At 68.2% G+C, this 14,085-nt stretch carries 13 protein-coding genes; 7 read left to right on the forward strand and 6 right to left on the reverse strand.

Translation table 11 applies throughout. The features are described from left to right. The first annotated feature begins 1 nt into the window (after position 1). On the forward strand, positions 2 to 1,222 hold the full coding sequence (locus ACIA8G_RS32805; protein ID WP_396422577.1) for an NAD(P)/FAD-dependent oxidoreductase: 1,221 nt from the start codon (positions 2 to 4) through the stop codon (positions 1,220 to 1,222). 16 nt (positions 1,223 to 1,238) lie between these two features. On the opposite strand, the gene ACIA8G_RS32810 is transcribed toward ACIA8G_RS32805, so the two are convergent. Then, the gene (locus tag ACIA8G_RS32810) at positions 1,239 to 1,844 is read right to left on the reverse strand and encodes a DNA-binding response regulator (protein WP_396422578.1); all 606 of its coding nucleotides are present in this window, start codon (positions 1,842 to 1,844) and stop codon (positions 1,239 to 1,241) included. Between the two features lie 108 nt (positions 1,845 to 1,952). Between ACIA8G_RS32810 and wrbA the strand changes: the two genes are divergently transcribed. After that, positions 1,953 to 2,540, forward strand: coding sequence for an NAD(P)H:quinone oxidoreductase (gene wrbA / locus ACIA8G_RS32815; protein WP_396422579.1), 588 nt, complete (start codon positions 1,953 to 1,955; stop codon positions 2,538 to 2,540). Positions 2,541 to 2,545: 5 nt separating this feature from the next. Next, positions 2,546 to 3,553, forward strand: coding sequence for a ketoacyl-ACP synthase III family protein (locus ACIA8G_RS32820; RefSeq protein WP_396422580.1), 1,008 nt, complete (start codon positions 2,546 to 2,548; stop codon positions 3,551 to 3,553). Here ACIA8G_RS32820 and ACIA8G_RS32825 read toward each other — a convergent pair. The 5 genes from ACIA8G_RS32825 to ACIA8G_RS32845 all read right to left on the reverse strand — a co-directional run bounded on the left by ACIA8G_RS32825 (position 3,537) and on the right by ACIA8G_RS32845 (position 11,402). Further along, on the reverse strand, positions 3,537 to 5,807 hold the full coding sequence (locus ACIA8G_RS32825) for a sensor histidine kinase (RefSeq protein WP_396422581.1): 2,271 nt from the start codon (positions 5,805 to 5,807) through the stop codon (positions 3,537 to 3,539). The two genes, ACIA8G_RS32820 and ACIA8G_RS32825, sit on opposite strands and share 17 nt — an antisense overlap. Positions 5,808 to 5,914: 107 nt before the next feature. Then, complete coding sequence (locus ACIA8G_RS32830; protein ID WP_396422582.1) at positions 5,915 to 8,146, reverse strand: sensor histidine kinase; 2,232 nt, start codon at positions 8,144 to 8,146, stop codon at positions 5,915 to 5,917. 126 nt (positions 8,147 to 8,272) lie between these two features. Next, positions 8,273 to 8,944, reverse strand: a complete 672-nt coding sequence (locus ACIA8G_RS32835; protein ID WP_396422583.1) for a hypothetical protein — start codon at positions 8,942 to 8,944, stop codon at positions 8,273 to 8,275. 8 nt (positions 8,945 to 8,952) lie between these two features. Then, the gene (locus ACIA8G_RS32840) at positions 8,953 to 11,214 is read right to left on the reverse strand and encodes a TOMM precursor leader peptide-binding protein (protein WP_396422584.1); all 2,262 of its coding nucleotides are present in this window, start codon (positions 11,212 to 11,214) and stop codon (positions 8,953 to 8,955) included. Further along, positions 11,211 to 11,402 (reverse strand): hypothetical protein, encoded by a 192-nt coding sequence (locus tag ACIA8G_RS32845; RefSeq protein ID WP_396422585.1) that lies wholly within the window; start codon positions 11,400 to 11,402, stop codon positions 11,211 to 11,213. The genes ACIA8G_RS32840 and ACIA8G_RS32845 overlap by 4 nt, the downstream gene beginning before the upstream one ends. Positions 11,403 to 11,612: 210 nt before the next feature. On the opposite strand from ACIA8G_RS32845, the gene ACIA8G_RS32850 reads away from it, so the two are divergent. The 4 genes from ACIA8G_RS32850 to ACIA8G_RS32865 all read left to right on the forward strand — a co-directional run bounded on the left by ACIA8G_RS32850 (position 11,613) and on the right by ACIA8G_RS32865 (position 13,992). Beyond that, positions 11,613 to 12,422 (forward strand): BTAD domain-containing putative transcriptional regulator, encoded by an 810-nt coding sequence (locus tag ACIA8G_RS32850; RefSeq protein ID WP_396422586.1) that lies wholly within the window; start codon positions 11,613 to 11,615, stop codon positions 12,420 to 12,422. Between the two features lie 158 nt (positions 12,423 to 12,580). Beyond that, positions 12,581 to 12,832 (forward strand): acyl carrier protein, encoded by a 252-nt coding sequence (locus ACIA8G_RS32855; protein WP_396422587.1) that lies wholly within the window; start codon positions 12,581 to 12,583, stop codon positions 12,830 to 12,832. Positions 12,833 to 12,861: 29 nt separating this feature from the next. Then, positions 12,862 to 13,797, forward strand: a complete 936-nt coding sequence (locus ACIA8G_RS32860; protein WP_396422588.1) for an aromatase/cyclase — start codon at positions 12,862 to 12,864, stop codon at positions 13,795 to 13,797. A gap of 9 nt (positions 13,798 to 13,806) precedes the next feature. Beyond that, positions 13,807 to 13,992: a hypothetical protein gene (locus ACIA8G_RS32865; RefSeq protein ID WP_396422589.1), complete on the forward strand. Its 186-nt coding sequence runs from the start codon at positions 13,807 to 13,809 to the stop codon at positions 13,990 to 13,992. Positions 13,993 to 14,085 lie beyond the last annotated feature (93 nt).

Below are 14,085 nucleotides of genomic sequence, written 5' to 3' on the forward strand. Positions count from 1 at the left end.
CATGCGTGGCGAGTCGGTAGTCGTCGTCGGGGCCGGGCAGGCGGGCTGCCAGGTCGCGGTGTCCCTGCGCGAGCAGGGACACCGCGGCCCCATCACCCTCATCGGTGACGAGCAAGCCGCGCCGTACCAGCGGCCGCCGCTCACGAAGGCCTATCTGGCGGGGGAGACCGACCTCGCCGGACTGGTGCTGCGGCAGGATTCTTACTACGAGGACCACGGCATCAAGCTCGTGCGGGGCGAGCGGGTGATCGGGGTCGACCGGTCGGCACGCGTCGCGGTGCTGGGCTGTGCCCGCACGGTGAGCTACGACCACCTGGTGTTCGCCACGGGAGCGCGGCCACGGCCGTTGCCGATCCCCGGCGCCGAGCACGTGCTGAACCTGCGCACGGTCGCCGACGCGGACGCCATCAGGCAGAAGCTCGACGGCCAGATCGGACTCGACGTCGTCGTCATCGGCGGCGGGTTCATCGGCCTCGAATTCGCCGCTGTGGTGCGGAAGCTGCGCCACGAGGTGACCGTCGTCGAGACCCAGCCTCGGGTCATGCAACGGGCCGTCTCGGCCGACACGGCCCTGCACCTCACCAACCGGCACCGCAGCGAGGGCGTCCAGGTGCTGACCGGCACCGGCGTGGCCGCGGTGAAAGAGGGCTTCGTCGAGCTCACCGACGGCACGGTGCTGGTGGCGGACCTCGTGGTCGCGGGCATCGGCGTCATCCCGAACGCCGAGGTCGCCCAGCGGTCCGGGCTCGCGGTCGACAACGGCATCGTCGTCGACGCCCACCTGCGCACGATCGACCAGCGGGTGCACGCGGTCGGTGACTGCGCGCGGTTCGCCAGCACGCTCACCGGCGGGCTCACCCGGCTGGAATCGGTGCAGAACGCCACGGACCAGGGCAGCTGCGTCGCGTCGGCGATCCTCGGATCAGCCGAGCCCTACACGGCGCTGCCGTGGTTCTGGAGCGACCAGTACGACGTGAAGCTGCAGATCGCCGGCCTCACCGACGGCCACGACCGCGCGGTCACCGTCGGCGACCCGGCGGAGGGCAAGTTCTCGGTGTTCTGCTTCCGGGGCGACAAGCTCGTCGGCATCGAGGCCTGCAACCGCCCGATCGACTTCCTGATGGGCCGCCGGATCCTCGAGGCGGGCAACGCGCTCACCCCGGAGATCGTCGCCAGGCCGGGCTTCGACCTGCGGGCGAGTCAGCAGCAGAAAGCCGCGTGACGCGATGCCATCCGCACTAGAGCCAGCCGGCTTCCTCGGCGATGCGGATGGCGTCCACCCGGTTGCGGCCGTTGAGCTTGGTCAGGATCGTCGTCATGTAGTTGCGGACCGTGCCGACCGAAAGGGACAGCGCGGTCGCGATGTCGGGCGCGTCGGCACCGTTCGCCGCCAGCCGCAGCACCTCGAGCTCGCGGTCGGTCAGCGGGCACTCGCCGCGGTCCCACGCGGCCAGCGCGAGCTGGCTGTCCACGACGCGTTCGCCGGCGTTGACCCGGCGGATCGCGTCGGCCAGCTCGGACGGCGGCGCGTCCTTCAGCAGGAAGCCGTCCACCCTGGCCGCCAGCGCCCTGCGCAACGTTCCCGGCCGGCCGAGCGACGTCAGCATCAACGTCCTGACCTGCGGCATCGTCTCGCGAATCGTCGAGGCGGCGCTCAGCCCGTCGAGAATCGGCAGGTCGATGTCGATCACGCAGACATCGGGTTTGTGCTGACGCGCGGTCGGCACGATCTTGTCGCCCGAGCTCACCTCGGCCACGACCTCGATGTCCGGTTCGAGGTTGAGCAGCGCGATGAGAGCACCGCGCACCATGTGCATGTCCTCCGCGAGCAGAACCCTGATCATCGCGCCCCTCCGCGCGACACCATATCTCCCAACGTTCATGTCGCGCTCCACGCCACATCAAGGCCACCCGACAAGGGTGATGAGAGCTGCCTTGCGAAGGGATGCGCCATGGAACGCAGCGTCAACGTGACAGTCGTCTACTACTCCTCGACGGGAACGATTCACCGGCTCGCCACGGAGATCTCCGAGACGGCCGAGAAGCACGGCGCTGAGGTGCGGCTGGTGCGGGCGGCGGAGCTGGCGCCCGAGGCCGTCGTGGCATCCCGCCCGGCCTGGTCAGGGCACCTCAAGGACACCGAGGACATCCCGATCGCGGCGGTCGACGACGTGCTCTGGGCCGACGCTGTCGTGTTCGGCACGCCGACCCGGTTCGGGAACGTGTCCGCGCAGCTCAAGCAGTTCATCGACACGCTGGGGCCGGCGTGGTTCAGCGGCCTGCTGGCGAACAAGGTGTACAGCGCTTTCACCTCCGGCGGCAGCACGCACGGCGGCATGGAGACCACGCTCGTGTCGATCTACAACATGGTCTGCCACTTCGGCGGGATCATCGTGCCGACGGGAGGCGATCTCAATCCCTACGGCACCTCACACGTTCTGGGCGCGGACAACAGGCCGGTCAGCGACGTCGCGTTGCAGGCGGCTCAAGTGCAGGCGGAACGCGTTGTGCGGATCGCACGCGCGCTGAAGGAGGTCTGACCGCGGTGCGAGTGAAGGATGTTTTCGTCAGTGGCCATGGGGTGCGCCTGCCCTCGACGCTGATGGTCGAGGACGCGATCGCATCAGGGGAGTGCGACCCGAAACTCGTCGCACGAACGGACGTGCTGTCCGTCTCCGTCTCGCCGACCGAGTCGGCGGCCGAGATGGCCGTCGCCGCGGCCCAGATCGCGTTGAACCGCGCGGGATCCGCGCCGGACGACGTCGACCTGATCCTGCACGCCACGACCTACCACCAGGGTCAGGACCTGTGGCCGGTCGGGTCGTACATCCAGCGCGAGACCGTGCGGAACTCCTGTCTGGCACTGGAGATCCGGCAGATGTCCAACGGCGGCATGGCAGCGCTGGACCTCGCCGTGTCCTACCTGGCCGCGAGGCCGGGCAGGGACGCGTTGCTGACCACCTCGGACCGCTTCTGCCTGCCCGGAATCGACAGGTGGCGCACCGACCCCGGCACGCCCTACGGCGACGGCGCGTCGGCGATCGTGCTGTCCACCCGCGGCGGGTACGCGAAGCTGCTTTCGCTGGCCATCAACGCTGATTCGGACCTCGAACCGCTGCACCGCGGCGACGTGCCGTTCGGCCTCGCGCCGTTCTCGCACCGCATCCCGGTGGACTTCGAGGAGGCCAAGCACACGTTCAGCCGCGAGTTCGGGCTCTCCTACGGCATCAACAAGGCCAATGCCGGCCAGGCCCGCACCGTCGAGGAGGCGTTGTCCGACGCCGACATGAAGCTCGGCGACGCCGACTGGGTGATCCTGCCGCACTTCGGCCGCCGCCGCCTGGACGTGAACTACCTGCGCCCGTACGACCTCGAGGCCGAACGCACCACGTGGGAGTGGAGCCGCACGGTCGGCCACCTCGGCGCCGGCGACCAGTTCGCGAGCCTGGACCACCTCGTCCAGACCGGCAAGGCCCAGTCCGGCCAGCGGATCGTGATGGTCGGCGTGGGCGCCGGCTACAGCTGGGGTTGCGCCGTCATGGAGATGCTCTGACCGGCAAAGGGATTTCGGCACGCAACCGGTAGGTCTGCTCTGGGGTGAGTCCGGCGTGGAGGTCTCCGCCGAGCGCGCGGACGCGGGTGGTGAGGTTGCCGATTCCGCTGCCGTCCCGGGATTTCCGCTCGACCGCGGGGATGCCGTCGTTGACGATGTCCATCGTGACGAGGTGCCGTGAGCCGGCGAGCACGATCTCGCAGCGTTCGGCTTTGCTGTGCCGCAACAGGTTCGTGACGCCTTCGCGCAGCACGGTCGCCAGCGTCACCTCCACTTCCTTGGGTAGCTGGTCGGAGGCGTCGATCCGGACGGTGACCGTGATGTCGGCTGCGGACAGCAGTGCCTGCGCCGACTGGGTCTCTTCGTTGAACGACAGCTCTCGGTAGCTCAGCGCTACCGATCGCACGTCTGCGAGCGCTTGCCGGGAGATCTCCAGGACCTCGGTGAGCTCCTGCCGGGCGCGTTCGGGGTCGATCGTGGCCAGCCGGTGTGTGAGTTCACTCTTCAGGGTGATGGCGGAGAGGCTGTAGCCGAGCAGGTCGTGCAGGTCGCGGGCGAACCGCAGCCGTTCCTGCGTCACCGCCGCCGTCGCCAGTTCCTCCCGCGCTTCGTGCAGTTCGATCACCATCGACCGCAGCCGGGTCAACGCGTACAGCACGAGCCCGTGGTTCGTCACGGCCACGATGGCGTAGACGATGTCATCGGGTGGTGCGCTGAACGCGACCTGGATGGCCACCTGTCCGGCGACGACCAGCACGAACCCCGCCCAGCCGATCCAGCGTGGCAGGAACAGCGCCGCCGTTCCGGCGAGGAAACCCGCCACCCCGCCGAGGTACGGGTTGTCGAACAGGACAACGGGTGTGTACACGCAGACGGCCAGCGCCGCCAGCGTGGCGCACCTGGCCGCCAGGCTCAGCCTGAGGTGCGGCCGGCTCACCAGTGCCAGCACGAGGCCGACGGTGACGGCGTTGCTCAGCACGGAGGTCGCGATGCCCGCCGCACCTACCGACGAGTAGAAGTACGACGCCAACGTCGCGGCCATCACGCCATAACCGACGACCACGGCCGTCAGCAGCACCTGTGCGAACCGTGTCGCGATCGGCGGGCCGGCCGTGCGCGGCTTGCCCGCCGGTTTCTCCGGTGCCGGATCGACCGGTACCTCGGCGTGCAGCCGATAGGTGCCATCCGCGGACGTCTCGGCGAGCAGCGAGCCACCGATGGCCGTGGTGCGGGTGGCCAGATTGGTGAGGCCGCTGCCCCGGTCTGTGCCGACCTCGGCGGGAGCGCCGTTGTTGACGATGTCGATCGACACCATCTGGTCCGTGCCGCTGATCGTGATCGAGCAGCGGGTGGCATCGCTGTGCCGCAGCAGGTTGGTCACACCTTCGCGCAGCACGGTCGCGAGCACCGTCCTGGACCGGGGCGAGAGGTCGTCGTGGTTCTCCTCGATCGCCGCCACGACCCCTGCCGCGGTCAGCACGGACCGGACCGACTCGATCTCGTCGGTCAGCGACAGCTCGCGATAGCTCGAAGCCACCGCACGAACGTCCGTCAACGCTTCACGGGCGATGCCGAGGATCTCCGCCAGCTCCCGCAACGCCCGGTCGGTGTGCTCACCGATCAGCTTGCGGGCCAGCTCCACCTTCAGCGTGATCGCGGACAGGCTGAAACCGAGCAGATCGTGCAGGTCACGGGCGAACCGCAGTCGCTCCTGCGCCACCGCGAGACCGGCGAGCTCGGACCTGGCGGTCTCCAGCTGCTTCACCAGCGACGGCAGCCGGGACAGCCCGTAGACGACCAGGCCCGCGACCATCGATGACACCACGTAGTAGGCCAGAGTGGATAGTGGCTGGTACGCGACTTTGGTCGCGGCGTTGGCGAGCGCCACCGCGACGAACACGAACCACCGAACCCGGCCGGGCAGCACCAGCAGGGCGCTGCCAGCGAGGAAGCCGGGCATGCCGCCCCACGCGTTGGGGAAGAAGGGCACCGGCACGAACACCAGCAGTGCCAGCGCGCCCAGTGCCAGATACGCCTTGGTCGAACGCAGGTCCGCGTCCGGTCGCGAGAACACCCCCAGCTGCAGGTACCCGATCGTGAGCAGGCAGGCGAGCGAGCTCACGATCCGGACCGGGGTGGCGCCGGCTTGCAGGACGTAGAGGATGGCGTTGCCGAGGTAGTTGGCGAACACCACGCTGATGACGACGTACGCCAGACGGCGGGACACCGAGGAGTGTTCCTGTCGTTGCGTCACAGCGGCAGCTTCCACGCGAGGTTCGGGTCGCGCCATGATAGGGGCGCATCCAGGCGTTTTGGCGTTGGCGATCCGCAGTTGCGCAGCGGCCTGTCCCGGTGCCGTTCTCAGGGCAACGGCAACGGGATCTCGGCGCGCAACCGGTAGGTCTGCTCGGGGGTCAGTCCGGCGTGGAGGTCTCCGCCGAGTGCCCGGACGCGGGTGGTGAGGTTGCCGATTCCACTGCCGTCACGGGATTTCCGCTCCGTGCTGGGGATCCCGTCGTTGACGATGTCCATCGTGACGAGGTGCCGCGAGCTGGACAGCACGATCTCGCAGTGCTCGGCCTTGCTGTGTCGCAACAGGTTCGTGACGCCTTCGCGCAGCACGGTGGCGAGCGTGACCGTCACGTCCTTCGGCAGTTGGTCGCACGCGTCGATGCGGACGGTGACCGCGATGTCGGCGGCGGACAGCAGCGCTTGCGCCGACTGGGTCTCTTCGTCGAACGACAGCTCGCGGTAGCTCAGCGCTACCGATCGCACGTCCGCGAGGGCTTGCCGGGAGATCTCCAGCACCTCACCGAGCTCCTGGCGGGCCCGATCGGGGTCGATCGTGGCCAGCCGGTGCGTGAGTTCACTCTTCAGGGTGATCGCCGAGAGGCTGTAGCCGAGCAGGTCGTGCAGGTCGCGGGCGAACCGCAGCCGTTCCTGCGCGACGGCGGCCGTGGCCAGTTCCTCCCGGGCCTCGTGCAGTTCGGTCACCATCGACCGCAGCCGGGCCAACGCGTACAGAACGAGCCCGTGGTTCGTGACAGCGAACAGGCCGTAGGCGACCCAGAAGGCGTCAGGGGCGGTGGAGAGCCAGATCGCGAGCTGCACGCCGACGACCGCGAGGAACGCCATCCAGCCGATCGGGCGGGGCAGGAGCAGCGCCGCGGATCCGGCGATGAAGCCCGCGACGCCGATGAGCGGGTTGCCGTAGATCCACACCGGTAGGTACACGCAGACGGCCATTCCGGCGAGCACCGCAAGACTGCTCGCCAGGTTCAGCCGGATGTGCGGACGGCCGACCAGGCCCAATACCAGCCCGAGTTCGATCGCGGTGGCGAGCACGGCGACCGCCATGCCCGGCAGTCCGATGCGGGGGATGTCGAAGGCCACCTGGGAGAGCGACATGAGGCCGTAGCCGACCACCACCACGGTGAACAGGACCTGGGCGAACCGCGTCGCGATCGGCGGCCCCGCAGGTCGTGGCTCCTTCGCCGGCTCGTCCAGCACCGGCTCGACCGGTACCTCGGCGTGCAGCCGGTAGGCGCTGCCTGCTGGCTGGGCGAGCAGTGAGCCGCCTATGGCCATCGTGCGCGTAGCGAGGTTGGTGAGTCCGCTGCCTTGCTCGGTGTGGGCCTCGGCCGGAACGCCGTCGTTGACGATGTCGATCGACACCACCCGGCCCGAGCCGGAAATGGTGATCGTGCAGCGAGTGGCATCGCTGTGCCGCAGCAGGTTCGTCACGCCCTCGCGCAGCACCGTCGCCAGCACGGTCCTGGACCGGGGAGAGAGCTCGGGGTGGTCCGCCTCGATCGTCGTCGCGACGCCGGCGGCGGTCAGTACAGAGCGCGCCGACTCGATCTCGTCGGCCAGCGACAGTTCGCGGTAGCTCGAGGCCACCGCACGAACGTCCGTCAGGGCTTCGCGGGCGATGCCGAGGATCTCGGCCAGCTCCCGCAGCGCCCGGTCGGTGTGCTCACCGATCAGCTTGCGGGCCAGCTCCACCTTCAGCGTGATCGCGGACAGGCTGAAACCGAGCAGATCGTGCAGGTCACGGGCGAACCGCAGGCGTTCCTGCGCCACCGCCAGCCCGGCGAGCTCGGACCGGACTGTCTCCGACTGCTTCACGAGCGACGGCAGCCTGGACAGGCCGTACACGACCAGTCCCGCGACCAACGACGAGATGATGTAGTAGGCCTGAGTGGACGGGTCCTGGGCGCTCCACGCCTGCTCCACGCCGTTGCTCAGCGCCACTGCACCGTAGACCAGCCAACGCACCCGGCCCGGCAGCACGAGCAGCGCGCTGCCCGCGAGGAAGCCGTGCATGTTGGTCCACTCGGTGGGGAAGAACAGCAGCGGTCCGTAGACGAGCGCCGCCATCGCGCCCAGCGCCAGGTAGGCCCTGCCGGAGCGCAGATCCGCACCGGGCCTGCTGAACACCCGCAGCTGCAGGTACCCGATTGTGAGCAGGCAGGCGAGCGAGCCCGCGATCCTGGCGGGCGTCGCACCGACTTTCAGCACATCGAGGAAGGTGTCGGCCAGGTAGTTGGCGAACACCACGCTGATCACGACGTACGCCAAACGACGGGACACCGATGAGCGTTCCTGTCGTGGCGTCACAGCAGCTCCCACACGAGGTTCGGGACGCGGCCATGATACGGGCGCATCCTGGGAAATCTCGCGTTTTGCGATCCGCGATCGGAGCAACATGACGTCGGCTCAACACCTCTGGACAGCGACTAGCTCGGCCCCGGCCAGATAGGCCACCACGTCGGCGACCAGGGTCTTCTCGATCTGCAGCGCCTCGGCGACCTGAGCGATCGTGGTCTCGGTGTCCAGCAACGACTTCGCGATCTCCGTCGCGGGCGCGCTGTGCAGGATCACCTGATAGGAGCGGCCGGGGCAGGCCAGTGCCTGGTCGCCGTTCAGCCGCTCGATCCCGGTGCCCCGATGCATCGTCACGACCTCGTCGTCCCCGATGTGCGGCAACGTGAACACCGCGTCACGAGCCACCGCCACCAGCGAGAGGATCGGCCCGGCGCCGTCGTTCAGGCCGAGCGACGGCACCACGCAACCACCCAGCTGGTCGAGCGTGTTCTTCAGCTTCCGCCAAATGAGACACGGCCCGGAACCCGTCTTCCACCGCACGAAGTTCTCGTGCAGCGCCGAGATGTTCTCCAGCGCCACGGGGCCGAGGCTCATCCGGTGCAACGCCTCGCGCACGAGCGGGCTCGTGTCGGCGATTTCGATCGCACCCCATCTGCCGTGCACGGTCAGGTGCTCGGCGCCCTCGTCCACGAAGGCGTCCTCCAGCAACGACCACAGCGGCCGGCCGGCTGGGACGTGCGACTGCGTGGGCACCACGGCGCCTCCGCTCTGGGCGATGGTCATCACGTTCATCACATGAACAACGGGATCGGGTTGAGGTCTTCGTAACGGCGGGGTTGTGTCAGTCGACCCAGTTGTACAGGTACGTCGTAGAGCCGCCCTTGAGCGAATCTTGACCAGAAGTGCCGTAATCCCGGCACCACCACCCGCACGACCGGAAGACCGACGTCAGGCCTGGTCTGATCGAGCACGAGCAGCTCCATTCCTTTCGCCTCCAGGGTGTTCTGGATGGCGCGGATGTCGTCCACGAGATCGCGCCGGTGCGTGTAGCCGTGGTGGAACGGGCCACGCGCCGGCTGGTCGGGGTCGGGTGCCAGCCACGAGTGGTCGGCGAGTCTCGTGGTCTCGAACCAGCGCCGCATGTCGATGTCGAACGTGGACATGTCCATCGGGTCGCAGACGCTCGGCATGCACTGGTTCAGCTCGGTGAGCGCCCGGCGAGCGGCGACCCTGGGGTCCAGGTGCGCGCCACAGCCGAACATGATGTCCTCACGCGGCCCGTCTGTGCGGCGGGATACCGCCACCATCGCAGGCACGCCGAGGTCCGAGGTGACGTCGAGCAGCCAGACCTCGCGGCCCAGACTCGCGTGCACCGCTCGGAGCTGGTCGATCCACGGGTCGTGGAAGGCGTTCAGGTCCATGCCCGGCACCGATGTGCGGTTGTACCACCAGATGGCGACCGCGTCGCGTTCGACGAGCTCCAGAAGCCCTTGCAACACAGCGTCTTCCAGGCTGCTGCCCGCGGCGCAGCCGTTGGAGTCGGCGGTGACACTCGGCGGACAGGGGGCGCCGAAGTAGAGCATGCCGGTGGGCAGGAGCTTGTGCTGTCGTTGGCTCAGCGACCAGAGCGGAGTCCAGTCCATCACCTCGTCCTCGTCGAACGGGGTGGTGACGTGCTGGAACGCCGAGTGTTCCGCGTTCCAGGCGTCGCGGTTCTCGTACTGACGCGGGTGGTACAGCTGCACGGAGCAGGGGTGGATCGCCTGGTCGCCCAGCGAGGAGTAACTGCCGCTGACGCGTGCTTCCTCGCCGACGAACGCGCCGCTGCGCCGTTCGACGGCCTCGCACAACGCGCCGACCTCGGCGTCGAGCGGGGTGACTCCCTTGCCTCCGCTGTCCGCGCGCAACGCCGAACGCAGCCCCTCGATCCCCTCGCCCGCGGCCGCGATGTTCGTGCCGGACTGGAAGGAGTTGAAGAACTCAGGCCCGTGCTCGTTGCGGCGGATCTCCCGCACGATCCCGGTGACCGGGCCGATGAGATGCCGGTAGGTGTCGAGCACCTCCTGCGGCGACGACGACCGGTGGCCACCTCCGTCGCAGGAGGTCTTCACGCGACTCGTGAGTTCGACCGGCTCGAACGCCCTGCGCGCGAGAACTTCGGGGTCACCGCAACCGGAACACTGCGGACGGTGCCGCACCTCGTGCTGCGTGACCTTCATCGTCAGGCTGTCGTAGCTCCAGATGGAGCGCTGCGCGTCGTGCCGCAGGCCCGCGAGCCACTTGGTGGCCTCGACGGACGCGATCTCCAGGGCCATCGTGTGCAACGACGGCAGCCCGATGGCGGGCCGCGGCGCGGGACCACGTTGCCCGCACCGTGCCCGCACGTGGGCTTCCGCCTTGCGGTTGGCCGACAAGCGGATAGCCAGGCAACGCCAGCACGGACCGTCGCCGGGGGTGAAGAAAGGACCGACGCACACCTGCGCACCGCCTGGCTTCACCAGCAACCACGGGGTGCCGGCCGCGCGATGTGCGGCGTCGAGTTCGCGAAGCTCGGGAGCCAGATAGTCCGCACACGCCACGACTGTGAGGTCGCCACTCCCCGAAGCGACCGTCAGTCCGTTGTGGTGCAAGGCTTCCACGAGTGCATCGCGATCGATGCCGCCGATCGCGACGACGGAGACGAGCGACGTCGTTGTCGCCGCCACCGCGTCCGCGGGGTCGAGACCCGCCGCATCCCAATACGCGAGCGAGGCCTCGGTGGTGGCCGAACCGCCTGCCGTGCCCCGCCTGCCGATCAGGCCGGCCGCGGCCAGCCGGGTCAGCATGCGAGCCACCTTGTCCTCGGTCAGACCGGCGGGCAGGTCGCGCAGCAGGCCCGCGAGATCGCGGGTGCCGTCGAGCAGTGGAGCGAGCGTTTCGACGTGGCTGCCCTGAATGGCGGTGACGCCGGATTCGCCGATCAGGTAAACGGCTTCACCCTCCACGATCTGCGGCTGGAGGTGTCGTTTGAAGCCGATTCTTTGCTCGCCCGGTTCGGCCAGTTCGGGTCTCATGCCGCGAGAACCTCGTCGTAGGCCGTGTGACGGCTGCCGATCACGCAACCGCCGCCGCTGCAGAAGTAGCTGAAGAAGATGACGTCCATCGAGGCCTCACGGTCGAACTGGTAGATCTTCATGTCGTCGGAGTCGTCGATGGCGGTGGTGACGGACGCCAAGTGCTCCACGGTGACGGTGGGGTACATGTGCATCTCCGATGTTTGCGTGCCAATTGTTGTGGGTAAGTCTGCGGACCAGGCGTAATGGTTCGGTAGTTACCCGCTAATGCGCACCGGTATGAAGTTTTCATACCCGGCGTGGTGAGAACTCACCTGACATCGATGGCCTGTGCACTAACGCCTCCCCGTTGGGCCGAGCAGACTAACCAGGTGCTTGGAACCGAAGGAGGGGTCGCGATGCAGATCAAGGTCCTGGGGCCCGTCGAGGCCAAGGTGAACGGTCGCTCGGTGACGCCCACAGCGGCCAAGCCACGGCAGATTCTGGCGCTGCTCGCGCTGCACTCCGGACAGGTCGTGTCCGTACCCACGCTGATCGAGGAGCTGTGGGGCGACCGTCCGCCGCGCAGCGCACGCACCACCCTGCAGACCTACATCCTGCAGCTGCGCAAGCTGATCGGCGACGCGTTGTCGCAGGCCGGCGACACCGGCGCGAAGGAAGTGCTGGTCACCCGCTACGGCGGCTACCTGCTCGACGTGCCGCCGGAGTCGGTGGACGTGCACGAGTTCGAGCGCCTCGCCCGCGCGGGCCAGCAGGCCTACGAGGTCGAGGACTACACCTCCGCGTCCCGGCTGCTGCGGCAGGCGCTGGAGATGTGGCGCGGTCCGGCCGTGGTCGACGTGCGGCCCGGCATGCCGCTGGGCATCGAGGTCGTGCGCCTGGAGGAGGCACGGCTCGGCGTGCTCGAAGCCCGCATCGACGCGGAGCTGCGGATGGGCAGGCACAAGTCGTTGCTGAGCGAGCTCTCGGTGCTGACCGTGCAGAACCCGATGAACGAGAACCTGTGCGCGCAGTACATGATCTCGTTGTTCCGCGCGGGCAGGCAGTGGCAGGCGCTGGACGCCTTCAAGGGCCTGCGCAACACCCTGATCGAGGAGCTCGGAGTCGAGCCGTCGTCGCGCCTGCAGGGCCTGCAGCACGCGATCCTCACGTCCGACCCGCGCCTCGACAGCGCGGAAACCCGGCACTTGCAAAGACTTCTCGCCTGAGTTCGACTCCAGCGGCCCCTGCCAATCTTTGGCAGGGGCCGTTTTGCTTTGTGCCGCAACGGTTTCTTCGAGGACATCTCCAGTCGCTTCCCAGCGTGCGCTGGCAACCTCAGTCGTGGGCGCGCGGAAACCGCCCGCTGGAGGAAAGGAAGCTAGCCGTGAGCGCACTGACCATCGAGGGCCTCAAGGAGATCCTCAACGAGGCCGCGGGCGATGACGACTCGTTCAAGCCGGGCCAGGACATTCTCGACCTCCCGTTCCTCGAGCTGGGCTTCGACTCGCTCGCCCTGCTGGAGACGGTGGCGCTGATCAAGCGCAAGTACGGGGTCGCCGTCGCCGACGACGAGCTGGCGCATCTCGAGACGCCGCGTCAGTTGCTGGACAAGGTCAACGGACAGATCGCGGCCTGACGCCGGCGAAATCGGGAACGGAGACGGACATGACGCACACCACCACGCACACGGTCATGATCGGTGCTCCCGCCAAGGTGGTGTACGACCTGGTCGCGGACGTGACGACCTGGCCGTACATCTTCGGGCCCACGGTGCACGCCGAGGTGTTCGAAAGGGACGGAAACACCGAACGATTGCGGTTGCACGCGTTCGCCAACGGTGACGTGCGCACGTGGACGTCTCGTCGCGAGCTCGACCCGGCGAACCTGCACATCAAGTTCGAGCAGGAGCGTTCGGCGGCACCGGTGAAGACGATGGGTGGGGAGTGGCGGATCGTCCCGATCGCCGACTCGGCGACTCGGGTCGATCTGCTCCACCACTTCACCGCGGCCCAGCCGGAGGCGGTCGACCTCATCCTGAACGCGGTCAACAACAACAGCGACGCCGAACTCGCGGCTCTGAAGCGTGCCGCCGAGTACGGCGACGAGTACGACAAGCTCGTGCTGTCGTTCTCCGACAGCATCACGATCCACGCGAGCCGCAAGGACGTCTTCGAGTTCCTGTACCGGTCGGACCTGTGGCCGGAGCGTCTGCCGCACGTCGCGCGGCTTGACCTCAAGGAAGCCGTCACCGGCGTGCAGTCCATGGAGATGGACACGCGCAGCCCGGACGGGTCGATCCACACCACGCACTCGGTGCGGGTCTGCACACCGTACGACGGCATCGTCTACAAGCAGACGCACACACCGCCGATCATGGCGGCGCACGTCGGCCGGTGGACGTTCAAGGACATCGGCGACGGCATCGAGGCAGGCATCGAGGCGACCTCGCACCACACGGTCGTCATCCGGCCCGAGGTCATTCCCGAGGTGCTGGGTGCCGAGGGCACGATCGAGCGCGCTCGCGAGCTCATCCGTCACGCGTTGGGCACCAACAGCCTCACGACCCTGCGGCACGCGAAGGAATTCGCCGAGAACGGGTGAGGTGGCGCGATGGGGTTGGGTGGCGCGGAGTTACTCACCGCCGCAGCACGCGCTGCAAGCCGCAACGGGCTGTACGTGGTGTCCATGTACCTGGAGAAGGCAGCGGTCGAGCACCAGCGCAAGGGGTGCCCTTCCGAAGTGGCCCCTTGTGCCTACGAGATCGAGGCCTCCCGCGTACTGCTGTCGGGGTTCTAGATGAAGCTCTACGACATCTCGCTGCGTCGCACCGGACCGTCCATCACGGACAGACTGGTCGCGGCGCGGCGCCTCGACGCGCTCGGCGTCACG

This window comes from Lentzea sp. NPDC051213, from assembly GCF_044455585.1.
In the GTDB taxonomy this organism is placed as follows: domain Bacteria; phylum Actinomycetota; class Actinomycetes; order Mycobacteriales; family Pseudonocardiaceae; genus Lentzea.